This is a genomic window from Escherichia sp. E4702 (assembly GCF_963883545.1).
Lineage (GTDB): Bacteria > Pseudomonadota > Gammaproteobacteria > Enterobacterales > Enterobacteriaceae > Escherichia.
In genome coordinates this window covers 73,387-99,120 of record NZ_CAWORF010000035.1, presented here as the reverse complement: position 1 = coordinate 99,120, position 25,734 = coordinate 73,387, and the positions used below count along the sequence as shown (strand labels likewise).

The window sequence follows — 25,734 nt, the reverse complement described above, 5'->3', positions numbered from 1 at the left end:
TTTTAACCCGCAAAAATCGGCAACATTAAATACAGCTTAATCACCAGGGCGTTAACGATATCGATAAAGAACGCACCGACCATCGGCACCACCAGGAAGGCCATATGTGAAGGGCCAAAGCGTTCAGTAATCGCCTGCATGTTGGCGATTGCCGTTGGTGTCGCGCCAAGACCAAAGCCACAGTGACCCGCAGCCAGTACCGCCGCATCGTAGTTTTTGCCCATCATGCGCCAGGTGACGAAGATGGCATACAACGCCATGAAGATGGTCTGTACCACCAGAATCGCCAGCATCGGCAGCGCCAGCGAAGCCAGTTCCCACAGCTTCAGGCCCATCAGAGCCATCGCCAGGAACAACGACAGGCTAACGTTACCCAGCACCGATACCGCACGTTCAAAGACGCGATAAAAGCCCATCATTGACAGACCGTTGCTCAGAATCACACCTACAAACAGCACACAAACAAAGGTTGGTAATTCAAAAGCAGTGCCAGCCAAAAGTTGCGCAACAATTTTCCCCACCGTCAGGCAGATAGCAATTAGCGCGATAGTTTCAATCAGCACCAGCGAGGTGATCATGCGCCCTACATCTGGCTTTTCGAACGCCGTCGGGACTTCCTGGTCATCCGGAATACCGTTCGGTGTAGTGGAGTGTTTCACCAGATAACGCGCCACCGGGCCACCAATCAGCCCGCCCAGCACCAGACCGAACGTTGCACAGGCCATTGCGACTTCCGTCGCATTAGTAAAGCCGTAACGTTCAATGAACAATTTACTCCACGCCGCGCCAGTCCCATGACCGCCAGAAAGCGTAATAGACCCTGCTAACAGCCCCATCAGCGGATCAAGACCTAACAGACTGGCCATACCAATACCGATGGCGTTTTGCATCACCAACAGACCAACAACCACAATCAGGAAAATACCCACCACACGGCCACCGGCACGTAAGCTGGCAATGTTGGCGTTCAGGCCGATGGTGGCAAAGAAAGCCAGCATCAACGGATCGCGCAGCGACATATCAAAGTTGACTTCCCAGCCCATGGTTTTTTTCAGCACCAGCAGCGCCAGCGCCACCAGCAAACCACCCGCAACAGGTTCCGGTATGGTGTATTTCTTCAAAAAGGAGACAGAGTGAACTAATTTGCGCCCGAGCAGCAACGTCAACGTTGCTGCAACAAGCGTTGCTAAAGTGTCGAGATGAAACATAGATAGCTCCTTTGTATCCGCACCACTCTTTCATACTCGTCATACTGCATCGCACATGTACTGTAAGGTGCACTATGACGAGTTTCGAGTCATGCTTTCCCGGTTCGAATTCTTAGCTGAAAATAAAAAAATGGCATGGATTTTAAGCAGAAAACAACCAAAAGTTATATAAAAAAGTGCATTTATCGCATTTAAATATTTAGAAGAATGCATGGCAAACGTTTGCTTTTGCCCTTCGGTCAGCTAAAATGCCCGCTTTGCTACCACGGGATTGTTTTCGATGTCTGTTTCCACCCTCGAGTCAGAAAATGCGCAACCGGTTGCGCAGACTCAAAACAGCGAACTGATTTATCGTCTTGAAGATCGTCCACCGCTTGCTCAAACTCTGTTTGCCGCCTGTCAGCACCTGCTGGCGATGTTTGTCGCGGTTATCACCCCTGCGCTTCTCATCTGCCAGGCGCTAGGTTTACCGGCACAGGACACACAACACATTATTAGTATGTCGCTGTTTGCCTCCGGTGTGGCATCGATTATTCAGATTAAAGCCTGGGGGCCGGTAGGTTCCGGGTTGTTGTCGATTCAGGGTACCAGCTTCAACTTTGTTGCCCCGCTGATTATGGGCGGCACGGCGCTGAAGACCGGTGGTGCTGATGTTCCCACCATGATGGCGGCACTGTTCGGTACGCTGATGTTAGCAAGCTGCACGGAGATGGTGATCTCTCGAGTTCTGCATCTGGCGCGCCGCATTATTACGCCGCTGGTTTCTGGCATCGTGGTGATGATTATCGGCCTGTCACTAATTCAGGTTGGGTTAACGTCCATTGGTGGCGGCTATGCGGCCATGAGCGACAACACCTTTGGCGCACCGAAAAACCTGCTGCTGGCGGGTGTGGTCTTAGCCTTAATTATCCTGCTTAACCGCCAACGTAACCCTTACTTACGCGTGGCCTCGCTGGTGATTGCGATGGCGGCCGGATATGCGCTGGCGTGGTTTATGGGTATGTTGCCAGAAAGCAACGAACCGATGACGCAAGAACTGATTATGGTACCAACGCCGCTCTATTACGGTCTTGGTATTGAATGGAGCCTACTGCTGCCGCTGATGCTGGTCTTTATGATCACCTCACTGGAAACCATTGGCGATATCACCGCGACCTCTGACGTTTCCGAACAGCCGGTTTCCGGCCCGCTGTACATGAAACGTCTGAAAGGCGGCGTGCTGGCAAACGGCCTGAACTCGTTTGTCTCGGCAGTATTTAACACCTTCCCGAACTCCTGCTTCGGACAGAACAACGGTGTAATTCAGTTAACGGGTGTTGCCAGCCGTTATGTCGGTTTTGTGGTGGCGCTGATGTTGATCGTGCTGGGCCTGTTCCCGGCAGTGAGTGGTTTCGTGCAACACATCCCAGAGCCAGTTCTGGGCGGCGCTACGCTTGTGATGTTTGGCACCATCGCCGCATCCGGTGTACGCATCGTTTCCCGCGAGCCGTTGAACCGTCGGGCAATTCTGATTATTGCACTGTCGCTGGCCGTCGGTCTGGGCGTTTCTCAGCAGCCGCTGATTTTGCAATTTGCCCCTGACTGGCTGAAAAACCTGCTCTCTTCAGGTATTGCCGCTGGCGGTATTACTGCCATTGTGCTGAACCTGATTTTCCCGCCGGAAAAACCGTAATTCACTTAGCGGCGGTAAGTTTCTTTACCGCCGCAGCGACCCTCTTTCACCATTCCCGCCTTGAGGAATGCGCGTAAATCGTGCATAACTCCCTTATGTGTATTTCGCGGGATGGAAGACTATGAAATTTATTGGGAAGCTGCTTCTCTACATTTTCGTCGCGCTACTCGTAGTGATAACTGGCCTCTATTTTCTTCTGCAAACCCGTTGGGGTGCGGAGCATATCAGCGCATGGATTTCCGAAAATAGCGACTACCATTTGGTCTTCGGGGCAATGGATCACCGCTTTTCCGCGCCGTCTCATATCATACTGGAGAACGTCACGTTTGGTCGTGATGGACAGCCCGCTACCCTGGTGGCAAAAAGTGTTGATATCGCCTTGAGTAGTCGGCAACTGACCGAACCGCGCCATGTCGATTCCATTCTGCTGGAAAACGGGACGCTGAATCTCACCGACCAGACCGCCCCGCTACCGTTCAAAGCCGATCGCCTGCAACTGCGCGATATGGCATTTAATAGCCCAAATAGCGAGTGGAAATTAAGTGCTCAGCGGGTAAATGGCGGCGTCATTCCGTGGTCGCCAGAAGCCGGTAAAGTGTTGGGAACGAAAGCGCAGATTCAGTTCAGTGCTGGCTCCCTGTCGCTCAATGATGTTCCTGCCACCAATGTGTTGGTTGAAGGCAGTATTGATAACGATCGCGTTACGCTGACCAATCTGGGTGCCGATATCGCGCGCGGTACGTTAACCGGAAACGCGCAGCGTAACGCCGACGGTAGCTGGCAGGTGGAAAACCTGCGCATGGCGGATATCCGTCTGCAAAGCGAAAAATCGCTGACTGATTTCTTTGCGCCATTGCGCTCTGTGCCTTCGTTACAGATTGGTCGCCTGGAAGTGATAGATGCTCGCCTGCAAGGCCCGGACTGGGCGGTGACCGATCTCGATCTCAGCTTACGCAACATGACCTTCAGTAAAGATGACTGGCAGACACAGGAAGGAAAGCTGTCGATGAATGCCAGCGAGTTTATTTATGGTTCGCTACATTTGTTTGACCCGATTATGAACGCAGAATTTTCCCCGCAGGGCGTGGCGCTGCGCCAGTTTACCAGCCGTTGGGAAGGTGGCATGGTGAGAACGTCAGGAAACTGGCAACGCGACGGGAAAACGCTGATCCTCGATGATGCGGCAATTGTCGGGCTGGAATATACCCTGCCAAAAAACTGGCAACAGTTATGGATGGAAACAACACCCGGCTGGTTAAACAGTCTGCAACTGAAGAGATTTAGCGCCAGCCGCAACCTGATCATTGATATCGACCCTGACTTTCCATGGCAACTCACCGCGCTCGATGGCTATGGCGCGAATCTGACACTGGTTGCCAATCACCAATGGGGCGTCTGGAGTGGCACAGCGAATCTGAATGCCGCCGCCGCGACGTTCAATCGTGTTGATGTTCGCCGTCCGTCGCTGGCACTGGCCGCCAACAGCAGCACGGTGAATATCAGCGAACTTAGCGCGTTTACCGAGAAAGGCATTCTGGAAGCCACTGCCAGTGTTTCACAAACGCCGCAGCGCCAGACTCATATCAGCCTGAATGGACGCGGTGTGCCGGTGAATATTTTGCAACAGTGGGGATGGCCTGAATTACCGTTGACTGGAGACGGCAATATTCAGCTTACCGCCAGCGGCGATATTCAGGCCGATGCACCGCTAAAACCCACGGTTAGCGGGCAACTCCATGCTGTGAACGCTGAAAAGCAGCAGGTAACCCAAACCATGAATGCTGGCGTCGTTTCCAGTGGCGAAGTTACGTCAACGGAGCCAGTGCAGTAAAAATCAATCTCACCGGGTACGACACAGCCGTACCCGGCATTTTTTCAATAAATAACAAACAGTAGAGTATCCAATTACCATGTTCGTTCCCGCTCATTGCACGGCGTAAACCATCCTTAAGAATACGGATATTGCTATTTTTTGTTATCAACTTACGTTTCTTTTTTCTGGGAGCGCGGTTGTGCCAAAGTGTAACTTATGGATTTGCCGAGAGTTTCTGTGAAGAGGATCATGGCAAGGCGAAACGAAGCGGAAAAAAGTGTGATGGGGGATGTGATAAGGCGAGGAAGTAGCTATAATGCGCCCCGCCTCCATGTAGCAATCGAGGCGCGGAAGATCGTCGTCTCCGGTGAGGCGGCTGGACTTCAAATCCAGTTGGGGCCGCCAGCGGTCCCGGGCAGGTTCGACTCCTGTGATCTTCCGCCAAAATGCCTCTTCTGACGTTTACCAATCCCTTGTAATACCGTTTATAGCAGATAATTTCTTCTATTCATGATTCAACCTGCTTTACCGAAGTTGTTCTTAATATTTATTACAGCGGAAGCGAGATGTCAGACAAACGCTTAACCCAATCCCCGACAGGCGAATTTAACTAATCAACAGCAGGCAGGAGAGATCGTCCCCGGCATTGATCATGTCGATCGCTTCATTCATTCGCTGGTTTATCGTTGACGAATGCAAGGTTGACTCGGCAAGGCTCGCCACAATTTTCAGTACCGTTGCCTCATCCAGAGTTGCTTCCAGCGATGTCAGACTCAACAAATGCTTAATATAGAAATAGTCGAGAATTAAACGGTAAACCTGGCGCATGACCGTTGAGAAATCAGCATCCGGAAAATGGCAGTGGTATATTTTGTAGGTCAGTAAATTGCGCAATACATGCGGAGCACTGAGGATAGAATCCTGGCAAAGCTGCTGCCACTGTTTATTCAGGACAGCAAACTTGTCAGCCAGAGCCTGCTTATCCGGGCTGTTTGCTACGTCTAAATACACCGCCATCTTTCGATGCGCGTCAGCAATAATACGATCCCTGCTGCTCTTATTCGCGACAAGCGACCCCAATACCGTCAGCGCACGCACCTTCAATCCCACCGACTCCGTAGGCGTTGATTGGCTCATCAGGCTAATACCTGCCGCCAGCTCGCTTAATAGCTCCTGATGGTACTGTTCAGCCTGCGCAAAATGGTTGTGCAGATCGAACTCAATGCGCTGCAGGTAAACCATAAACTGTGCCAACGCCATCAGGTTTTCTTCAACGTTCAACGATGGCGCCTGCAGGAGGTGCCAGGCAAAGAGATGCACAATCTGGTGGATCTGATTAACCGGCTGCCTGGCGGTGAAGGTGTTTTTCGCCTTAGCCAACAGATCATCCTGTTCGTGCACTAACATGCTGTCGGCATCAAACAATACCAGTCGGGCTACTTCTGGACATGAGAGCACCATCGAATGGCGAGTTGTATCCGCGTAGTACTTTTTGCTACGTGGATAAGTAGAACAGGTTTCTGAAAGTGCTTTTTCTCCCAGATCGCGATGGACCAGGCAGAATTTATTTTCATCGAGAAACGGACACTGACCCTGCGCGTCCAGTTTGATTATCGAATAGCGGCTTTTACCATTTCTCACCCGTAATAAATTCTCTTTCGCCAACTGGGCAATTTTCGGGTGTTGTTCATTGAGGTAAGTATGATGGGTTTTCTTGTCGATGTGTATCTGCCATCCCTGACAGCAGGAAATCAGGCAGCTGGGGCCGACGCAGGCAAACTTCTTCACAAACTCGGGGGTTACTACTTTATGGATTTGCATAACATTCTTCGCGTTTAAAAAGCGAACAGTAGCACGCTGTCAGAACAAAATGATAACGTCATAACCTGACGGTTTAACAAGTATTTCACTCGTTTCATAAATGCTCGCCCCATCAAATGACGGGTTTACCTGAAGGGGTCATTCTCACCATTTTTGCTATCATGCCTGCATACATAAACGACAAAACAGTATGCAGAGGGAAAAATGGGTTCCACCAGAAAGGGGATGATGAACGTTCTGATTGCCGCCGTATTATGGGGAAGTTCAGGCGTTTGCGCGCAATACATCATGGAACAAAGTCAGATGTCATCGCAGTTTCTGACCATGACGCGACTGATATTTGCCGGATTTATTCTGCTGACGCTCTCTTTTGTCCACGGCGATAAAGTCTTCTCAATCATTAAAAATCATAAAAATGCCATCAGCCTGCTTATTTTTTCCATTGTTGGCGCCCTGACCGTCCAGCTAACTTTCTTACTGACGATTGAAAAATCCAATGCAGCTACAGCAACGGTGCTGCAATTTTTATCACCAACGATTATCGTGGCCTGGTTCTCACTGGTACGAAAATCGCGCCCCGGTATTCTGGTATTTACCGCGATTTTGACCTCCCTGATAGGCACATTTTTGCTGGTCACCCACGGTAATCCAACATCGTTGTCGATCTCTCCTGCTGCGCTGTTCTGGGGGGTTGCTTCAGCCTTTGCTGCCGCATTCTATACGACATACCCCTCAACGCTCATTGCCCGTTACGGCACGCTGCCCGTCGTCGGCTGGAGTATGCTCATTGGTGGGCTGGTCCTGCTGCCCTTTTATGCCGGGCAAGGAACAAATTTCGTGGTTAATGGCAGCCTGATTCTGGCTTTTTTCTATCTGGTGGTAATTGGAACTTCGCTGACCTTTAGTCTGTATCTGAAAGGCGCACAGTTAATTGGCGGGCCGAAAGCCAGTATTTTGAGTTGTGCAGAACCATTAAGTAGCGCACTGCTCTCTTTGCTGTTGCTGGGGATCACCTTCACATTACCAGATTGGCTGGGAACGCTGCTGATTCTGTCATCGGTGATTTTGATTTCAATGGATTCCCGCCGCCGCGCCAGAAAAATGTAATCGTCCGGCGCGGTACGGTTGATCATTACCAGCCAGGCACCGCGCCACCGTTAAAGAGGGTTTCTGCCGCTTTAGCAACTTCTGGTGACTGATAAGATTGCAGAAACGCCTTCACGTTTTCTGCATCCTTATTATCTTCCCGCGCCACCAGAATGTTCACATACGGTGAATTTTTATCTTCAATAAATACGCTGTCGCGCACCGGAGAAAGTCCTGTTTGCTGGATGTAGGTGGTGCTGATAATCGCTACATCCACTTTCGGGTCGTCCAGTACACGTGGCAACTGTGCCCCTTCCAGCTCCATTATCTGCAAATGGCGTGGATTCTCAGTAATATCCAACGCCGTTGGCAGTAAACCTTTCCCCTCTTTTAAGGTAATAAGTTTCTCTTTTTGCAACAGTAACAGCGCACGCCCCAGATTGGTCGGATCATTCGGAATCGCTACTGTCGCTCCTTCTTTTAGCTGATCGACTGTTTTAATTTTTTTCGAATAGCCAGCCATGGGGAAGACAAAGGTATTTCCTACCGCCACCAGTTTGTAACCGTGCGCCTGATTATCCTGTTCAAGGAAAGGACGATGCTGGAAGACATTGGCATCCAGTTCACCCTGATTAGTTGCATCGTTCGGCAACAACGAACCACTAAATCCAACCAATTCAACTTCAAGACCATACTTCTCTTTGGCCACTTTTTTAGCGACTTCTGCCACATCCTGTTCGGCACCGTTAATGACGCCAACTTTAATGTGTTTTGCATCGCTGTTTTGCTGGTCGCAGCCTGCCAGCAGGATCCCCGCCAGAAATAATGCTGCCCCTGTCCGTAGATGATGTGTTGTCAGTTTCATTTTTTATCCTTTTATTAATGATTACCTGACTATAGCGGTAAGGTCGCTGCGGTTTAAAAAACGAAACGCTATCGATAAGAATAAAAAGGAATAAAAGTGGAATATAAGGTCTGGCACTTCTTACTGACCACACAAGCGCGTTTCGTACAGCATGATGAGAGCGATAAAAGCAAACTACACTTATGCTTCATTCGATACACATTTGTAAAAGGTTGAATCCATGAAACCAACGACACTACTGCTTATTTTCACTTTTTTCGCTATGCCAGGCATCGTATACGCCGAGTCGCCTTTTAGCTCACTGCAGTCCGCAAAAGAGAAAAATACGGTATTAGAGGATTTGCGGAAAATTTGCACCCCGAAGGCATCGTTGTCAGATGAAGCGTGGGAAAAGTTAATGTTGTCAGATGAAAACAATAAACAACACATACGCGAGGCCATCGTGGCGATGGAACGTAATAATCAGAGCAATTATTGGGAAGCGCTGGGTAAGGTAGAATGCCCGGATATGTAAGAGCAGCAACAACCACTGACCAACGCTTCTTTACCTGATATCAGGATTTCTTTATTTTCACCTTTGCAGTAACTAACAATGCAGTCAGCAACATCAATGTGCCGGACAACATCAGCGGCGAAGTCAGACCAATGTTATCCAACGCATAACCGCCGATTGCCGCACCGCAGGTATTGGCAAGCTGAATAACGGCCACCTGAATAGACCCCGCCTTTTCTGCCTGATCGGCCAATGAGCGAGTGATCCACGTTGACCAGCCAACAGGAATTAAAGCAAAGGTCAGCCCCCAGATAATCGCCACACCGGTAGCAACAATTTTATCGCTTCCCCACAGCGTCAGTACCAGCGCGCTCAGGGCGAGCACAAACGGTGCGCCCGCTAAGGCCAGTTTCACCGAACGTTTGAGAATGAACGACGAAAGCGATGTACCAACAAAACTGGCGATACCAAAACTCAACAGCACCAGCGTTAAGCCATCAACGCCGAATCCCGCCAGATTCATATACACTGGGCGAATATAAGTGAAAAAAGCAAACTGTCCGGCGAAGGACATAAAGATGGCGATCATCCCGGCCATCACCCCCGGACGCTGCAACAGGCGAAAGGTATTTTGTTTCTGATGTGACGGTTCGCCAGGCAGCGAAGGCAATGATTTGATAATCCAGATAATACACAGCACGCCCATCACCGCCGCCGCATTAAAGACATTGCGCCAACCGATAAGCTCGCCTAAAAAACTGCCCAATGGCGCGGCAATTACCAGCGCAATGGACACCGCGCCGAAGATCACCGACAGCGCCTTCGGCACTGTACGAGGCGGTACCAGGCGCATGGTCAGCGACGCCGACATCGCCCAGAATCCACCCAGCGCCAGCCCCAGACAAGCGCGACCGATTAACAGCAGACTGAATGAGTTGGCAAAGGAAACCAGCAAGCAGGAAAGCGTCAGCAAAACGGCGAACAGAATGACAACGTAGCGGCGGTCAGTGGCCTGAATGGTCTGGGTAATAAACAAACTGGCAAACATCGCCACAAAAGCGGTTACGGTCACCGATTGCCCGGCAACCCCTTCCGAAATGCCTAAATCGTGCGCCATCGGCGTCAACAAACTGACGGGCAAAAACTCAACGATAATCAGACAGGCGACGCAAAACGCCACCGAGAAAACGGCTGACCAGTTCGGTCGGGTAATGGCGTCCGCGCCGCGGTTTTCTTCGATATATTCACTCATGGTGTTACCCGTGGCATGTTTCAGGGGAAAAGCCGACCAGTCTAACATTGAAATGTGTGATGCATTTAACGTTTTTGCAACTTTTACAGTGTTGTGGGAAAAATTCGAGGCTGCTCGAGGAAATAAAAATCATATGGCAAGGTGATATGCATTGACGCGATTTCGTTGGAAACAAGGGATAAAGTATCGCACTTAGTGATATGCTTTAATAACAGGACATCAACGATATGCGTGTGTTTAAAACCAAATGGTTTGCAAGGGAAGCCAAGTCTCATGCAATAACAGATGAAGAGTTATGTCGGGCCATTTTAGAAACAGATCAGGGTAAAGCTGATGCGCTTGGTGGTGGCGTTTTTAAAAAGCGCCTTCACCAAAATCGTGAGCGTGCGATTATTCTGGCGAAAGGGGGTAGCAATTGGTTTTACACGTTTTTATATGCAAAACAGGATATGTCGAACATCAGTAGTCAGGAACTGTCTGGATTTCGTGAACTCGCAAAGCATTATGCCTTCCTGACGAAAGCCCAACTGACAGCAATGATTAACAGTAAAGAACTGACAGAGATCTGCTATGACTGCAAAAACTAAATTCAAAAGCCCTGCATTTGAGGCCATTCACAGCGCGGCTGCTGGATTGTCCAGCGTTGATGCCATTTCTGCCGAAACAATGCGTACTTTTGACAAAGCCTGCCTGACCAGCGTACCAGACTTACAACCTGTTGAGATAAAAGCACTACGGGAAAAATTAAAAGTGAGTCAACCCGTCTTCGCTCACTATCTCAATACCAGCGTTTCAACTGTACAAAAATGGGAAAGTGGCGCTAAACGCCCCAGCGGCATGTCATTAAAACTACTTAGTATTGTGCAAAAACACGGGCTAGAGGTGCTGCTGTAAATAGAACGTAGAGAATGCGTCCGCCTGGTGTCAGATCCGATAGCGGATGCGGCGTGAATGCCTTATCCGTACTCGGTCTGTAGGCCTGATAAGACGCGCCAGCGTCGCATCAGGCAAAGCGGTTTTAATGCAGCCAGTAAACGCCCTCAGCAGGCTGAAAAAATGCGTTGTAGCGCATCTGGAATGCATTAATCTCCTGCATTTCAGGCTCTATTTCGCGCAGAAAACCCAGCGCCAGCCTGACCTGAGCATCGGTAATCGGCGCGGCAAGGCGGGCTTTTTGTAAAATCCGATGCCATTGCAGCAGGTTCTGCTCGCTACCATCGACAATGACAACCTGCCAGATAAGCAACACCTGCGCGGCATTTTGCAGGTGCGACTCATCCGGGCGATGCAGATAACGTAAAAATTCGTCACCGGCTGACTTTCCCATTTGATCGACCATTGACTCAACGGGTACAACATCAATATTCAGCCGATCGCTGAGACGGCGAATCGCTTTTCTGGCCCCGGATGTCAGCACCCGAAAACCAACCACAAACACCACCGCCAGCGTAGCGAGCATTATCCAGATCATGAGTTCTCCTGCGTAACCGGCACTCATGATATCTGGAAACACTTATCAGATACTAATCCACCAGGATGATTTTCAGCGCAAACAATGCCGCTACAACCACCACACACAGATTCAGATCGCGCCAGCGACCAGTACACACTTTCATGATGCAGTACGACATAAAGCCAAGCGCAATCCCTTCAGTGATCGAGAACGTAAAGGGCATCATCACTGTGGTGATAAATGCGGGTACCGATTCGGTAAAATCATCCCAGTTAACGCGTGCCAGGCTCGATGTCATCAATACGCCAACGAAGATTAAGGCCCCGGCGGTGGCGTAAGGTGGAACCATCGCCACCAGCGGTGAGAAGAACATAACCAGCAGGAACATAACGCCAACAACAACCGCAGTCAGCCCCGTGCGACCGCCGACCGCCACGCCAGAAGTACTTTCAATATAGGCAGTAACAGAGGAAGTTCCGATAAACGCGCCAGCCACCGAACTCACGCTATCAACATATAGCGCCTTATTCATGTTAGGGAATTTACCGTTACTATCTATTAAGCCAGCTTTATCAGTTACACCAATTAATGTTCCTGATGAATCAAATAGGTTGATCAACATAAAGGAGAAAATGATACCGGCAAGCTCAAGCGATAATGCCCCGCTCAAATCAACCTCGCCAATAACACCGCTAATATCAGGTGGAATAGAATAGATTCCGCTGAAATGAACATCTCCGAAAAATAATCCACAACAGGAAGTGACGACGATAGAAACCAACACCGCCGCATGAAAATTACGCGATGACAACACGGTTATAATAAAAAAACCTAAAATACCTAACAACACGCCGTGGGAACTTAAATCACCAATCATCACCAGCGTGTCTTTATTGGCGACAATAACACCGGTATTTTTTAATCCCATTAAGGCAATAAATAGCCCGATACCACTGGTGATACCAATACGTAAACTTAACGGAATGTTGGAGATCATCCAGTAACGGATACGAAAAAGAGTCAGCAAAAATAGCCCAATTGCGCCCCAGAAAATAGCGCCCATTCCCGTCTGCCAGGTGATACCCATTGCCCCCACCACCACGAAGGCGAAAAACGCATTCAGCCCCATCGCAGGCGCCAGCGCGACGGGAAGATTAGCAAAAACTCCCATCGCAATACTGCCAATGCCCGCAATCAAACAGGTAGTAACAAACACCACCTTTGGGTCCATTTGCGCTGCGCCAAGAATTTGTGGGTTAACAAAAACGATGTACACCATAGTTAAAAAAGTGGTCATACCCGCAATCAATTCTGTGCGAACGGTTGTCCCGTGTTGCGGTAGTTTAAATAATCGCGAAAGCGTCCCTGATTCATTAGTCACGTAATCGGTATTGTCATTATTCATTTTTTTGTCCATTGGAGGAGATTTAATCCCTTGCTTTTGTAAAACAAATGACAACAACGGTTCAGTGATAATTATCACATTTCAATTGCACATTAATGGATATTCTTTAATAATCTCGCGACGTTTCTTTATGATAAATAATAATCAAATTGATAAAATCAAAATGAGAAAAAATATGAACAATTCTATTAGCCATAAATTTCATCACATTAGTCGGGTAGAATACCAGGAATTGTTAGCCGTTTCCCGTGGCGAAGCCGCTGCCGATTATATTATTGATAATGTCTCTATTCTGGATCTGATCAATGGCGGAGAAATTCCCGGCCCAATCGTGATTAAAGGACGTTACATTGCCGGTGTCGGCGCAGAATACGCTGATGCTCCGGCTTCGCGCCGAATTGACGCCCACGGCGCAACGGCAGTACCAGGGTTTATTGATGCTCACCTGCATATTGAATCCAGCATGATGACCCCAGTCACCTTTGAAACCGCCACCCTGCCGCGCGGCCTGACGACTGTTATTTGCGACCCTCATGAAATCGTCAATGTGATGGGCGAAGCCGGGTTTGCCTGGTTTGCTCGCTGTGCCGAACAGGCAAAGCAAAACCAGTATTTGCAGGTCAGCTCTTGCGTACCCGCCCTGGAAGGCTGCGATGTTAACGGTGCCAGTTTTACCCTCGAACAGATGCTCGCCTGGCGCGACCATCCGCAGGTTACTGGTCTGGCCGAAATGATGGACTACCCTGGTGTAATTAGCGGACAAAATGCGCTGCTCGATAAACTGGACGCCTTTCGCCATCTGACTCTGGACGGTCACTGCCCTGGTTTAGGCGGTAAAGAACTTAACGCCTATATTGCTGCCGGTATTGAAAACTGCCATGAGAGCTATTTGCTGGAAGAAGGCCGTCGGAAATTACAACTCGGCATGTCGTTGATGATCCGCGAAGGGTCCGCTGCCCGCAATCTCAACGCGCTGGCTCCGTTGATCACCGAATTTAACAGCCCACAGTGCATGCTTTGTACTGATGACCGTAACCCGTGGGAAATCGCTCACGAAGGGCATATCGACGCCTTAATTCGCCGACTGATTGAACAACACAATGTGCCGTTGCATGTGGCATATCGCGTAGCCAGCTGGTCGACGGCGCGCCATTTTGGTCTGAATCATCTCGGTTTACTGGCTCCCGGCAAGCAGGCCGACATTGTCCTATTAAGTGACGCGCGTAAAGTCACAGTGCAACAGGTACTGGTGAAAGGCGAACCGATTGACGCACAAACCTTGCAGGCAGAAGAGTCGGCGAGACTGGCACAATCCGCCCCGCCATATGGCAATACCATTGATCGCCAGCCAGTTTCCGCCAGCGACTTTGCCCTGCAATTTACCCCCGGAAAACGCTATCGCGTCATTGATGTCATCCATAACGAACTGATCACGCACTCCCGCTCCAGCGTCTACAGCGAAAATGGTTTTGATCGCGATGATGTGTGCTTTATTGCCGTACTTGAGCGTTACGGGCAACGTCTGGCTCCGGCCTGTGGTTTGCTCGGCGGCTTTGGCCTGAATGAAGGCGCGCTGGCAGCGACAGTCAGCCATGACAGCCATAATATTGTGGTGATCGGTCGTAGCGCAGAAGAGATGGCGCTGGCGGTCAATCAGGTGATTCAGGATGGCGGCGGGCTGTGCGTGGTCCGTAACAGCCAGGTACAGAGTCATCTGCCGTTGCCCATTGCCGGGCTGATGAGCACCGACACGGCGCAGTCGCTGGCAGAGCAAATTGACGCGTTAAAAGTCGCTGCCCGTGAATGTGGTCCGTTACCCGATGAACCGTTTATTCAGATGGCGTTTCTTTCCCTGCCGGTGATCCCCGCATTGAAACTGACCAGTCAGGGGCTGTTTGATGGCGAGAAGTTTGCCTTCACCGCGCTGGAAATCTCTGAATAATAAAAAAAAGCCCGGCGTCATGCCGGGCAAAAGTCACCAGTTACGTTTATGCCACTGTCAACTGCTGAATTTTTTTCTCGCGGCGGATTTTTCGTTCTTCCATCACCGCGACTATCGCCATCAGGCAGATACAGCCAATAGCGGCGATATCCAGTGCGGCGAAGGTGCCTGCCCAGCCGGTGAGGCCGAACACTGGCGTACCATCGGCAATCATTCCCAGACCTAATTTGGCAAAGCTGTCACCAATCAGGTAGGCGAAAGTGCCTTTAATCCCATCGGCAGCGCCGATCGCTTTTTTCGGTACGAAGCCAACAGCCGCCACGCCAATCAACAGTTGCGGACCAAATACCAGGAAACCTAATGCAAAGAGAGAAGCCAGATAGATATATTGGTTGCTGGCGTGTTGATACACACCAAGCGTGGCGATAATCAGCGCCAGTGCAACACACGCCACCAGGCCACGGCGCCCGTTCGCCAGGTCAGAGAGCCAGCCCCACAGCAGCGTGCCAACCAGAGCACCGGCTTCAAACAGCGTAAAGCCCTGAATCGCCACCGATTTAGAAAGTTTCAGTTCCTGAAAAGCGTACACGGTTGACCACTGGTCGATACCAATGCGTACCACGTACAGGAAGATATTGGCGAAGCACAGCAGCCAGATCACTTTGTTTTTCAAAACATATTCGACAAAGATCTGCCACTTGGTCATATCGGTGGATTCCGTCTCTTTGTCCTCTTCGCTGATCTCTTCACCGAATAGTTCTTCAGCTTTGCCAAGACCATACGCTTCAGGGGAGTCGCTGCCATAACGCAGACCGATAAAACCGACAATCAACGCGATAATCGACGGGAAGATAAACATGCCGATCACGTGACCGTCGAACAGGTAATTTGCGCCGAATAGCGCCACACCCGCCGCCCCCGCGCCGCCGAGGTTGTGGGAAATGTTCCAGAAACCGAGGAAGGTCCCGCGCTTACGACGCGGCGTCCATTTGGTAATCGTGGAGTAACTGCATGAACCGCCAGTGCTCTGGAAAAAACCGCTTAAGGCGTAGAAGGCAATCATCAGGAACAGGCTAACCGAGCCGCTGCCCATGCTGGCGCTGAAGCCCAGCATACAAATAGCGGACAAGATCAGCATGAACGGCAGGAATTGTTTGGTATTTTTGCCGTCGGCGTAGTAGGAAACCAGCGTTTTACCCACGCCGTAAGTGATGGAGAAGCCCAGGCCAATCATCCCCAGCTGCGTCATGCTCAACCCGTAGGTCGAGATCATGTCGTTCTGTGCGATGTTGAAGTTCTTGCGAATCAGGTACATCGTCAGGTAGCCAATAAAGACCACCAGATAGGATTGCATGAACGGTTTGAACCACATTTTGCGCCGCACTTCGAGCGGAAGATCCAGGGTCGGCTTGCGAACCTGGTTTAAGAAAGCCAGCATGGGTTACTCCTGATTTCCCTTCATACTTCAGGCCGCAGGTGCCTTAGCTGCTCGCGTTCCTGCAACTTGAATTATTTTGGGAAAGAATTAACGAATGATGGCATTGTAAAAACCTGCAGCAAATCAGGCTTGAGATAGCGTCCAGGCAAAACCAGGAAAATTTCTTAGTTTTGCCGGATATGAGGTAGAAAAGTGAGATGCATCACGCTTCGCGTGGTGCCTGGGCGTTCAAAAAGGGCAGTAACAACAGTGCCGAAACCCCGGCGGCAATGGCGATAACCACGAAAAACCACTCCAGTGCCAGGTATCCAGCACTTTCGCCAGCGGCCAACCGGCAAGCGACGCCCCCAGATAAGCAAACAAGCCGACAAACCCCGTCGCCGCACCTGCCGCCTCTTTGTGGGAACACTCTGCCGCTGCCATACCGATTAACATCTGCGGGCCAAAGACAAAAAAACCAATGGTGAAGAAGCAGGTTGCCTGCATCACGTAGCTGGCAAATGGCATCAACCACAGCGAGCCGACGGAAAGCAAAATCCCCGCAGCAAAAATCAAATTCATCGGCCCACGGTTGCCGTTAAACAGTTTGTCCGAGCCCCAACCGGCTACCAGCGCACCGATAAACCCGCCCAGTTCAAACATCGTTACTGCCGTATTCGCCGTGACCAGATCGACGCCCAGCGTCTCGGACATATACAGGTTGCCCCAGTCGTTGATCGCCGCACGAACCACATAGACCAGCACATAACAGAACGAAAGCAGCCAGATATACGGATTCAGCAACACATATTTGGTGAGGATCTCTTTACGCGTCAGCCCCGCCCCTTCTTGTTGTTGGGCGATTTCCAGCGCATCGTGCCGCCATTCTCCGACCGCCGGTAAACCTAACGCCTGCGGGCGATCGCGCAGCCGCCAACAAAGAAAAATCCCCACGACTATCGCCATACAACCGGCAATCATCATCCCGGCACGCCAGCCGTAATGCAGCGCGCTCGCTGCCATCACAATGGGAATGAGCGCACCGCCGACGTTATGCGCCGTATTCCATAGCGCCCACCAACCGCCGCGCTCGGTACGAGAATACCAGGCAGTCAACAGACGCGCACAAACCGGCGAACCCCAGCCCTGGAAAAAGGCGTTCAGCACCCACAGCACGGCAAACGCCCACAACGAGGTGGAGAAGCCAAACAGAATGTTGATGATGCCAGTGGCGATAAGCCCAATCCCCATAAAATAGCGGGCATTAGAGCGGTCACTGACAATGCCGGAGACAAATTTCGATACGCCGTAGGTAATGTAAAACAGCGTTGCTAACAGGCCGATATCGCTACGGCTGAGCACGCCGTTGGCAAGGATTTCTGGTACGGCGGCGTTAAAACTTTTACGCGTGAAGTAAAACAGCGCATAGCCCAGCCAGATGGTCAGCAAAATATGCCGACGCCAGTAGCGGTAGCGAGCATCAATTTCACTTTTATCGCTGATCAGCGGTGCGTCGGCAGGTGCTTTCAGAAACGGCAACATCATCAAGCCTTAAACATAACGTTGAGGTAGAGAAACGCTGACACGCGTGCCGTGCAGGCAGGAAATGGTCAATGTGCCGCCCAGCGCCGTTACGCGCTCGCGCATTCCGGTCAAGCCAAAACCTTGCTGCCCGGAACCTGGCGGCAAACCACTACCATCGTCTTCAATCACCAGCATTAAACGCTCATCCTGCTGCCAGCCTTGCAGGATAACCGCACTGGCATCTGCATGTTTCACAATGTTGTTCAGCCCCTCCTGACAGATACGAAATAGGGTTACGCGCTGGTTCTCACTTAGCGCTGATTCATCTATCCGCCATTCGAGATGACTGACAATGCCGCGCCCTTCCAGCTCCATTTCCCGCATCAATGAACGGATGGCCTGCTCCAGGGTCAGATCATCCAACTGGCGCGGACGTAACCGCCCTAACAAACGGCGCACCGCGTCGTAAACGCCCAGCGACAGTTGTTCGATGAGCTGTCCGCTCTGTTTCACACTGGCGTTATCCGCCGCCAGCCGCTGGACAATGCCAGCCTGAGTACGAATGGCGGTGATGGTCTGGCCGATATCATCGTGCAGTTCACGCGCTACGTCGCGACGCACACTCTCTTCGGTTTCAAGCAACCGCTCGGCAAGATGTTGATTACGTGCCAGTTCCTTTTGCAGCGACTGGTTAAGCTCGCGCAACCGCTGGATGCCTGCGCCCAGTAACAGGCCAGTGAGGCTTTGCACCAGCAGCGAAAGCAATAAATCGACCGGATGATCGCGCCAGGTCTGACTGGCGATCAGCGCGATGGCGTTCATCAGCGTCGCAATCAGCGCCCCTTGCCAGCCATAGTGCCAGGCCAGGGCGATAATCGGCAGCGCCAGACAAAACGGGGTAAAGCGCGAAAGTTCGTTCGGCAGCCCCAGTTGCAACCACAGGCTGATAACAAACAACAGCAAATACCAGACCAGATGCCGACCACGCCAGTTGATCGGCTGGGAAACCAGCGATGGCCCCAGCGGCAGCCAGGTGTTATTCGCCAGATAGTGCCAGAACACCAGGCAAATGGGGGCCAGCGTCAGGCCGCCGGTTAAGGTCATCAGTAGGGCGTTCCAGGGCTCGTTTCCGTACCCATGCCAAAGCCAGGGGGATGACTGTAATAACGCCGCCGCCGTCAGTGCCGCGCCCTGTAACAGCAACGTGCGCCAGTCGCGCTGGTGGCGATAGCGGGAAATCAACGCCACAGGAAGTAACGTCAGCAAACTACCGATCATCAATAACGGATCATGCGTTAACCCAACCGCCTGCGTCAGCCAGTAAATCAGCAGCCATTCTGCGCCCATCAGCACCAGCCAGTATCTGCGCGGGCATTGCAACATCAGCCCCAGTCGCAGACCGAACGGAAACAGCAATACCGCCAGATCCGGTCGTTCAACCAGGTGCAGGCTGATACTCCACAGGCAAAACCATGCGGCAGAGAAGATAAAAAAGCAGGAAACTACAGTATTTAAGCGGGAGAAAAATGTCTTCATCACCAGCCATCAAACATGCGGCGCGCCAGTTCAACGTCGTTGCTGACGCCCAGTTTTTCCATCAGATTGGCACGATGTACATGCACAGTTTTTGGCGACAACCCCAGTTCGGCGGCAATCTCTTTCACCGCCATCCCTTGCGCCAGTTTTTCTGCCACCTGGCGTTCGCGTTTGGTTAGCGGGTCCTGACGGCCCGATGCCAGTTTAATAGCGATATCCGGCGTCAGATAACAGCCGCCAGTTGCAACCGTATGCACGGCAGCGATCAGCTCGTCCGGGCTACAGCGTTTAGAGAGAAAGCCGCGCGCCCCCGCGTTAAGCGCCTGTTCAACCAGCGCCGGACTGTCGTGAACGGAGAGCATAATTGTCGCCATACCTTTCGGTAGCTGGCTTAACAGCTCCAGCCCGGAAATATCCGGCATTGAGATATCGCAAATACACACCTGCACACCGCGCCCAGGTAAGCCAGTCAGCGCCTCACGCCCGGAACCAAACTCGGCAACTACCTGCAAATCAGGTTCCAGCCCCAGCAGCTGCGCAAAGCCGGAGCGGACGATAAGGTGATCGTCTATAAGGGCAACGGTTATCATGGTCTTGTCCTGGCGGGTAAAAAAAACGCGCTTACCTTAACGATAAGCGCGCCACTGTTCAAGCCTTGAGCGGTTACTGAAAAAATACGGCTATCTTGTTAAACATTGTCGGGTCAGACTGATTACGCTGCACTTTCACCACATCCTCCAGTTTGTCGATTTGGCTTATCATTTGTTCCAGTCGCTGATCGTCATTGACCAGTAGCCAGATGTGGCTTTTATCACTGTTCTGAATCGGCAGACAAAGAATGCCTTCGACGTTAAAAGCACGACGGGCAAAAAGCCCACACACGTGGGTCATTACACCGGGATGGTTGCGAACGGTGAGTTCCAGAATCACGTTGTCATGAGTTGTGTTTTGCATGGCTTATTCCCCCACCATTTCAGTATTTGCCGCGCCTGGCGGCACCATTGGGTACACTTTTTCTTCGGCATCAATGCGTACGTGGATCAGCGCCGGACCAGGGCGATTGATAATTTCCTGTAATGCCGCCTGCGGATCGGTTTCATTATTCAAATCGCAGGTTTCGAGGCCGAACCCGGCCGCAATTTGCATAAAGTTGATTTTTCCCGGATAGGTGGCCGCAAAAACTCCCTGCTTGTAGAACAGACTCTGTTGCTGATGCACCAGTCCCAGCGCTTCGTTATTCATCAGGATGATTTTGACATCCAGCTGGTTTTCACTGGCGGTCGCCATCTCCTGAATATTCATCATCAGGCTGCCGTCGCCGGAGAAACACAACACTTTGCGATCCGGGTTAGCCAGCGCCGCACCTATCGCTGCGGGTAAACCGAAGCCCATCGTTCCCAGCCCACCAGAAGTCAGCCACTGACGTGGTCGATTGAGCGGATAGGCCTGCGCTGTCCACATCTGATGCTGACCCACGTCGGTGGTGATAATCGCGTTGTCATCGACACAGGCGGCAACGGCGTTAATCAGCCCGTAATGTGTTAATGGATCGCACGCTTTCGGAATAGGACACGGGAACTCGCGCTGCAAATCCGCCACCAGTTGGTGCCACTCTGCACGCGGCTGGGCTTCCACCTGTGGGATCAGCTGCGCCAGCACATCATCAACATCCGCCTGAATCGCCACGTGCGGTTGCTTAACTTTACCCAGCTCCGCGCGGTCGATATCCACATGAATAATTTTGGCATTCGGGCAGAACTCTTCAGTTTTGCCAATTGCCCGGTCATCAAAACGCGCACCGAGAACAATCAGCAGGTCCGCCTCCTGCAAGATATAGTTGGTGCTGCGCACGCCGTGCATCCCCAGCATGCCCAGCGACAGCGGATGTGCTTTTGGCAACATGCCCAGCGCCATTAAGGTCATGGTGGTGGGCAGCTGCGCTTTCTCAGCCAGCTCACGCACCCGCGCGGGCGCGTTAATGACACCGCCCCCCAGATAAAGCACCGGGCGTTTGGCGGCGTTAATCATTGCCGCAGCGTCACGAATGCTTTCTTCGCTAAAGGCGGGCGCGGCGGCTTTTTCTGCCGCCGCGGGCTGTTCTTCAATTTCAAAAACCGCCGTTTGTACATCCTTAGGAATGTCTATCCACACCGGGCCAGGGCGGCCTGATTGCGCAATGCGGAAGGCATCGCTCATGACCTGCGGGAGTTCTTCGATATGTCTGACCAGATAGTTGTGTTTGGTGATGGGGATAGAGATGCCGTAGGTGTCCACTTCCTGGAAGGCGTCGGTGCCGATCATCGAGGCGGGAACCTGGCCGGTGATGCAAATCAGCGGAATGGAGTCCAGCCGCGCATCGGCAATGGCGGTCACCAGGTTAGTCGCACCTGGCCCGCTACAGGCCATACAGACCGCCGGTTTGCCGTCGGTACGCGCCATTCCCTGGGCGATAAAGCCCGCGCCCTGTTCATGACGGGCCAGAATATGGCGGATTTGCGTGCTTTGGCTTAAGGCGTCGTAAACAGGGAGAATCGAACCGCCCGGAATCCCCGTCACAATCTTAATGCCCTGCTGTTCCAGAAAATGAACGATAAATTCTGCGCCGGTAAAACGCTTACGTGTCGATGTTGTGCCCGAACTTGCCATGCTCCAGTCCTTTTCTTCTGGGCCGACTTTCCGGGAGGTGTTTAAACGAAAAACCCCGCCCGGTTTGCGCCGGCGGGGTTTTGGAATCGTGTGTTGTTCCAGTCCCTACGGCGCATTGCCGACGACCACCACCACACGCACGACGACCACTGCGGCGGATGGCGCAGTTGGTAGTAGTTTCGCGTTGAGCATGGAAGTAATCATTGGGGACCTTGTTGGTTTTGTGTTTAACAATATTTATACAAGCACAGCTTTACAGGGGAGACAATGGAAAATTTTTCATCAAGGAATAATTGGGGAGTCGATCACGTTTTGTACTGAAACGCAGGTAACAAAAAACCCCGCCGGAGCGAGGTTTTGTCAGTCGCCCGCGGCTGGTAACCGCAAAGCACACTGTGTTATGTCAACACTGAAAGTATACGTGTTCCGCGCAGAACGCGCAATTTCGGCACGAATTTTGACTTATTTAGCGCATAATTGAGTATCGATCACAGTTTTGATTTTGTCTAATTTTTACTGTTTATTTATACAGTATAATTCTATAATATCACTGTACGCAATGTGTTATGCGGGGCCGCATCGTTACCCGGCGCACTAAGTCCTGGCTGAAACGGGTGGTGCCGTCAGCGCCTTAACCCCGCGTGAGCACACTGTGTTATGTCAACAAGCACAACGTTTCTTCTGAAGAAGCTGCGTGCGCAACAGCTGGCAACAGGCAGCGGAAAGGTACGTCAGCTGGCAGTGCTCCTGAACCACAGGAGACGCGTATGAGCCTGGTGGATATTGCCATTCTTATCCTCAAACTCATTGTTGCTGCACTGCAACTGCTTGATGCTGTTCTGAAATACCTGAAGTGATTCAGATTCAAGCCGCACTAAAGGGGAGCGGGAAACCGCTCCCCTTTCATATTCTGCTGGCAGATTGGTGTCGTATGCGATGCTGACGCATCTTATCCGGCCCACAGTATTTATTTAAGCCAAAGTCCTTCCGGCAACATTTATTGCCGCTGTTGTTTATATTTTCTGCCGTTTTGTTATTCATCATTCCGTATATATATCTGGCTAACATTTATCAATGTGATAGATTCCTCTCCTGCATTTATTCGAATGCGTAGTAACTTATTCTAAATATATTTTTAAAAGCGTCCGTGATAATGAAAAGGCATAGAAACGTCAATTTATTATTGATGTTGGTATTACTCGTGGCCGTCGGTCAGATGGCACAAACTATTTATATTCCTGCTATTGCCGATATGGCACAAGATCTCAACGTCCGTGAAGGGGCGGTGCAGAGCGTAATGGGCGCTTATCTGCTGACCTACGGTATCTCACAACTATTTTATGGCCCAATTTCCGACAGGGTGGGACGCCGCCCGGTGATCCTCGTCGGAATGTCCATTTTTATGTTGGCGACACTGGTGGCAGTCACCACTTCCAGCCTGACGGTGTTAATTGCCGCCAGTGCGATTCAGGGGATGGGGACCGGGGTCGGCGGCGTAATGGCGCGTACATTGCCGCGTGATTTATATGAACGGACGCAGCTTCGTCACGCTAATAGCATGTTAAATATGGGGATTCTCGTAAGTCCGTTGCTCGCACCACTCATTGGCGGCCTGCTGAATACCCTGTGGAGCTGGCGGGCCTGTTATCTGTTTTTACTGGTGCTTTGTGCCAGTGTGACGTTCAGCATGGCGCGCTGGATGCCGGAAACACGCCCTGTCGATGCGCCGCGTACGCGCCTGCTCACCAGTTATAAAACACTCTTTGGCAATGGCAGCTTTAACTGCTATTTGCTGATGTTAATTGGTGGTCTGGCAGGGATTGCCGCTTTCGAAGCCTGTTCCGGTGTGTTGATGGGTGCAGTGTTAGGGTTAAGCAGTATGACAGTCAGTATTTTGTTTATTCTGCCAATTCCAGCGGCATTCTTCGGCGCATGGTTTGCTGGTCGACCGAATAAACGCTTCTCTACGTTAATGTGGCAGTCGGTTATCTGCTGCCTGTTGGCAGGAATGATGATGTGGATCCCCGGCTGGTTTAGCGTGATGAATGTCTGGACGTTGCTCGTTCCCGCCGCGCTGTTCTTTTTCGGTGCCGGGATGCTGTTTCCGCTCGCAACCAGTGGCGCAATGGAGCCATTCCCCTTCCTGGCTGGCACGGCTGGTGCGCTGGTCGGCGGCCTGCAAAACATTGGTTCCGGCGTGCTGGCGTCGCTCTCCGCGATGCTGCCGCAAACCGGTCAGAGCAGCCTGGGGTTGTTGATGACCTTAATGGGATTGTTGATCGTGCTGTGCTGGCTACCGCTGGCGACGCGGATGTCGCATCAGGGGCAGCCTGTTTAAGCTCACGTCACCGCAGCATCGTCATCAACTCCATGGGAGAACGATGCTGCTTTATCAGGTCACGCATCACCCGCATGTGCGGCGCAGAGTGGGAATAAAAAGCTTGATAGCCAACACAAAGCACGTTGCCAGGAGAATCCTCCTGGGAATGCCGGCACAAGCGATGCCAGTCGCACACCTGACACTCCCGCCGAAGTTGTACGTTTTCGCTCCCGCACCATTTTTGCAGCGTGGCGTCAAAAAGTTCGACTGATATACGACCAATATCTGCACGCACCCAATGCTCGAACAGTGCGATTAAAAATTGTCCCCACAGTTCAGCCGTCACCGAAGAAGCTGTCAGCTCGCCCCGGTCATCAAATTCTATATGGGGAATAAGTTGCACGGAGCGAAGACCCCGCTGTTTGAAATTCTGATAAAAATCGGCAGGTTGTAGCGCATCTTTATACTCTACAACCAGTTTATGCCTGTCCTCTTCAGCATTTACAACCTGACTTCCTGTCATGCGACTCTCTCAATCAATACGATTAGTTGATGTATATGCGTTACAGCAAACAGTATTGCAAGAGATAACACCGCGAGGGAGATCATAAATTTGTCACGGATGACGTTAAATTGAGAAAAATCACTATTAGTCACATCCATTAAATTACGATTACGGGTATAGCGCCAAAGTATTAATGCCACAATGGCGAGGATGCCAATAGAAATCCAGAACAACGCGCCGGCCTGATGCCAGTTGTGTTTAATTGCCAGCGCCATCAGCGCGCCATAGCCCAGCATGGTGCGAAACCACGCCAACGATGTCCGTTCTGGCTGAAGTCCGGGATCAGCAATGCGTCTGGCTTTGCGACTATCCGGCATACAGCACCAGCCCCATGACTATTACCGCTACGATCATCAATATTAAACTGATGATTAATAAGCTGTTGCTATAGGGTAAGTCCTCTTTCAGACGCATCGCTTTTTCATTGCGTAACCAGCGCAGATAGCCATACATCGCTAACCCGCCGGAAAACAGGCATAACAATAACGCCAGCAGCTCACGAATGACGGGCGTGGCGAAGTCTGGCGCAAGTTGATCCAGCCCGACGCCCGCCGCCAGAAATCCCAACGCGGTACGGATCCATGCCAGAAATGTACGTTCATTAGCCAACGAAAAGCGGTAATCAGGCGCTTCTCCGAGGCGGGAAATTTTCATTGTTGCTCCTTTGCACTTTCACTAACGCTCTGCATTTAGCGGTTATTTTTAAGAATTTCGTC

General features: G+C 51.3%; 23 protein-coding genes, 1 tRNA gene and 2 pseudogenes. 10 read left to right on the top strand and 16 right to left on the bottom strand.

Annotated elements, in window-relative coordinates; translation table 11 throughout:
* Positions 1–2: 2 nt before the first annotated feature.
* On the bottom strand, positions 3–1,208 hold the full coding sequence (gene gltS, locus AACU94_RS20845) for a sodium/glutamate symporter (protein WP_064526038.1): 1,206 nt from the start codon (positions 1,206–1,208) through the stop codon (positions 3–5).
* A 280-nt stretch (positions 1,209–1,488) separates the two neighbouring features.
* Between gltS and xanP the strand changes: the two genes are divergently transcribed.
* The 3 genes from xanP to AACU94_RS20830 all read left to right on the top strand — a co-directional run bounded on the left by xanP (position 1,489) and on the right by AACU94_RS20830 (position 5,137).
* Complete coding sequence (xanP, locus tag AACU94_RS20840; protein WP_130215144.1) at positions 1,489–2,880, top strand: xanthine/proton symporter XanP; 1,392 nt, start codon at positions 1,489–1,491, stop codon at positions 2,878–2,880.
* A gap of 121 nt (positions 2,881–3,001) precedes the next feature.
* Positions 3,002–4,711, top strand: a complete 1,710-nt coding sequence (locus AACU94_RS20835; RefSeq protein WP_130215142.1) for an AsmA family protein — start codon at positions 3,002–3,004, stop codon at positions 4,709–4,711.
* Between the two features lie 331 nt (positions 4,712–5,042).
* Positions 5,043–5,137 (top strand) — tRNA-Sec (locus tag AACU94_RS20830).
* Between the two features lie 162 nt (positions 5,138–5,299).
* On the opposite strand, the gene fliB is transcribed toward AACU94_RS20830, so the two are convergent.
* Positions 5,300–6,514 (bottom strand): flagellin lysine-N-methylase, encoded by a 1,215-nt coding sequence (fliB, locus tag AACU94_RS20825; protein ID WP_135488545.1) that lies wholly within the window; start codon positions 6,512–6,514, stop codon positions 5,300–5,302.
* A 204-nt stretch (positions 6,515–6,718) separates the two neighbouring features.
* On the opposite strand from fliB, the pseudogene AACU94_RS20820 reads away from it, so the two are divergent.
* Positions 6,719–7,643: pseudogene (locus tag AACU94_RS20820) on the top strand (carboxylate/amino acid/amine transporter).
* Positions 7,644–7,646: 3 nt separating this feature from the next.
* Here AACU94_RS20820 and nlpA read toward each other — a convergent pair.
* Positions 7,647–8,465 carry a lipoprotein NlpA gene (gene nlpA / locus AACU94_RS20815; protein ID WP_135488543.1) on the bottom strand — a complete coding sequence of 273 codons (819 nt, stop codon included), beginning with the start codon at positions 8,463–8,465 and terminating at the stop codon, positions 7,647–7,649.
* A 220-nt stretch (positions 8,466–8,685) separates the two neighbouring features.
* On the opposite strand from nlpA, the gene yicS reads away from it, so the two are divergent.
* Entirely contained in the window at positions 8,686–8,979 is a 294-nt protein-coding gene (gene yicS / locus AACU94_RS20810; RefSeq protein ID WP_064526021.1) for a protein YicS, read from the top strand.
* 40 nt (positions 8,980–9,019) lie between these two features.
* Here the strand turns inward: yicS and nepI are convergent, their stop codons facing one another.
* Positions 9,020–10,210, bottom strand: coding sequence for a purine ribonucleoside efflux pump NepI (nepI, locus tag AACU94_RS20805; protein ID WP_135488542.1), 1,191 nt, complete (start codon positions 10,208–10,210; stop codon positions 9,020–9,022).
* Between the two features lie 233 nt (positions 10,211–10,443).
* Between nepI and AACU94_RS20800 the strand changes: the two genes are divergently transcribed.
* Both AACU94_RS20800 and AACU94_RS20795 read left to right on the top strand, forming a co-directional pair.
* Positions 10,444–10,797 carry a type II toxin-antitoxin system RelE/ParE family toxin gene (locus AACU94_RS20800; protein ID WP_130206759.1) on the top strand — a complete coding sequence of 118 codons (354 nt, stop codon included), beginning with the start codon at positions 10,444–10,446 and terminating at the stop codon, positions 10,795–10,797.
* Positions 10,781–11,104 carry a helix-turn-helix domain-containing protein gene (locus tag AACU94_RS20795; protein WP_130206761.1) on the top strand — a complete coding sequence of 108 codons (324 nt, stop codon included), beginning with the start codon at positions 10,781–10,783 and terminating at the stop codon, positions 11,102–11,104. The genes AACU94_RS20800 and AACU94_RS20795 overlap by 17 nt, the downstream gene beginning before the upstream one ends.
* A 124-nt stretch (positions 11,105–11,228) precedes the next feature.
* Here the strand turns inward: AACU94_RS20795 and AACU94_RS20790 are convergent, their stop codons facing one another.
* Both AACU94_RS20790 and adeQ read right to left on the bottom strand, forming a co-directional pair.
* Positions 11,229–11,681, bottom strand: coding sequence for a DUF1198 domain-containing protein (locus AACU94_RS20790; RefSeq protein ID WP_130222486.1), 453 nt, complete (start codon positions 11,679–11,681; stop codon positions 11,229–11,231).
* Positions 11,682–11,733: 52 nt separating this feature from the next.
* Positions 11,734–13,068 (bottom strand): adenine permease AdeQ, encoded by a 1,335-nt coding sequence (adeQ, locus tag AACU94_RS20785; protein WP_135488541.1) that lies wholly within the window; start codon positions 13,066–13,068, stop codon positions 11,734–11,736.
* Between the two features lie 175 nt (positions 13,069–13,243).
* On the opposite strand from adeQ, the gene adeD reads away from it, so the two are divergent.
* Complete coding sequence (adeD, locus tag AACU94_RS20780) at positions 13,244–15,010, top strand: adenine deaminase (RefSeq protein WP_135488540.1); 1,767 nt, start codon at positions 13,244–13,246, stop codon at positions 15,008–15,010.
* 46 nt (positions 15,011–15,056) lie between these two features.
* On the opposite strand, the gene uhpT is transcribed toward adeD, so the two are convergent.
* From uhpT to ivbL, 7 genes and pseudogenes are all read right to left on the bottom strand, one after another.
* Entirely contained in the window at positions 15,057–16,448 is a 1,392-nt protein-coding gene (gene uhpT / locus AACU94_RS20775) for a hexose-6-phosphate:phosphate antiporter (RefSeq protein WP_130206773.1), read from the bottom strand.
* Between the two features lie 202 nt (positions 16,449–16,650).
* Positions 16,651–17,969: pseudogene (uhpC, locus tag AACU94_RS20770) on the bottom strand (MFS transporter family glucose-6-phosphate receptor UhpC).
* A gap of 9 nt (positions 17,970–17,978) precedes the next feature.
* Positions 17,979–19,487 carry a signal transduction histidine-protein kinase/phosphatase UhpB gene (gene uhpB / locus AACU94_RS20765; RefSeq protein WP_130261101.1) on the bottom strand — a complete coding sequence of 503 codons (1,509 nt, stop codon included), beginning with the start codon at positions 19,485–19,487 and terminating at the stop codon, positions 17,979–17,981.
* Positions 19,487–20,077 carry a transcriptional regulator UhpA gene (gene uhpA / locus AACU94_RS20760; RefSeq protein ID WP_047612689.1) on the bottom strand — a complete coding sequence of 197 codons (591 nt, stop codon included), beginning with the start codon at positions 20,075–20,077 and terminating at the stop codon, positions 19,487–19,489. The genes uhpB and uhpA overlap by 1 nt, the downstream gene beginning before the upstream one ends.
* Positions 20,078–20,150: 73 nt before the next feature.
* A complete protein-coding gene (gene ilvN, locus AACU94_RS20755; protein ID WP_104920000.1) occupies positions 20,151–20,441 on the bottom strand; it encodes an acetolactate synthase small subunit in 291 nt (96 codons plus the stop codon).
* Between the two features lie 3 nt (positions 20,442–20,444).
* A complete protein-coding gene (gene ilvB / locus AACU94_RS20750) occupies positions 20,445–22,133 on the bottom strand; it encodes an acetolactate synthase large subunit (RefSeq protein ID WP_135488539.1) in 1,689 nt (562 codons plus the stop codon).
* A 105-nt stretch (positions 22,134–22,238) separates the two neighbouring features.
* On the bottom strand, positions 22,239–22,337 hold the full coding sequence (gene ivbL, locus AACU94_RS20745) for an ilvB operon leader peptide IvbL (protein WP_130215122.1): 99 nt from the start codon (positions 22,335–22,337) through the stop codon (positions 22,239–22,241).
* 563 nt (positions 22,338–22,900) lie between these two features.
* Here ivbL and tisB point away from each other — a divergent pair.
* Positions 22,901–22,990 carry a type I toxin-antitoxin system toxin TisB gene (gene tisB / locus AACU94_RS20740; protein WP_000060506.1) on the top strand — a complete coding sequence of 30 codons (90 nt, stop codon included), beginning with the start codon at positions 22,901–22,903 and terminating at the stop codon, positions 22,988–22,990.
* 296 nt (positions 22,991–23,286) lie between these two features.
* Positions 23,287–24,471 carry a multidrug efflux MFS transporter EmrD gene (emrD, locus tag AACU94_RS20735; RefSeq protein WP_130215120.1) on the top strand — a complete coding sequence of 395 codons (1,185 nt, stop codon included), beginning with the start codon at positions 23,287–23,289 and terminating at the stop codon, positions 24,469–24,471.
* Between the two features lie 7 nt (positions 24,472–24,478).
* On the opposite strand, the gene AACU94_RS20730 is transcribed toward emrD, so the two are convergent.
* The 3 genes from AACU94_RS20730 to AACU94_RS20720 are packed head-to-tail and all read right to left on the bottom strand — an operon-like array spanning position 24,479 to position 25,672.
* On the bottom strand, positions 24,479–24,976 hold the full coding sequence (locus AACU94_RS20730) for a radical SAM protein (RefSeq protein ID WP_135385276.1): 498 nt from the start codon (positions 24,974–24,976) through the stop codon (positions 24,479–24,481).
* Positions 24,973–25,335: a DUF202 domain-containing protein gene (locus AACU94_RS20725; RefSeq protein ID WP_130206779.1), complete on the bottom strand. Its 363-nt coding sequence runs from the start codon at positions 25,333–25,335 to the stop codon at positions 24,973–24,975. Before AACU94_RS20725 ends, AACU94_RS20730 begins: the two co-directional genes overlap by 4 nt.
* A complete protein-coding gene (locus AACU94_RS20720) occupies positions 25,325–25,672 on the bottom strand; it encodes a YidH family protein (RefSeq protein WP_135488538.1) in 348 nt (115 codons plus the stop codon). Before AACU94_RS20720 ends, AACU94_RS20725 begins: the two co-directional genes overlap by 11 nt.
* Positions 25,673–25,734: the final 62 nt, after the last annotated feature.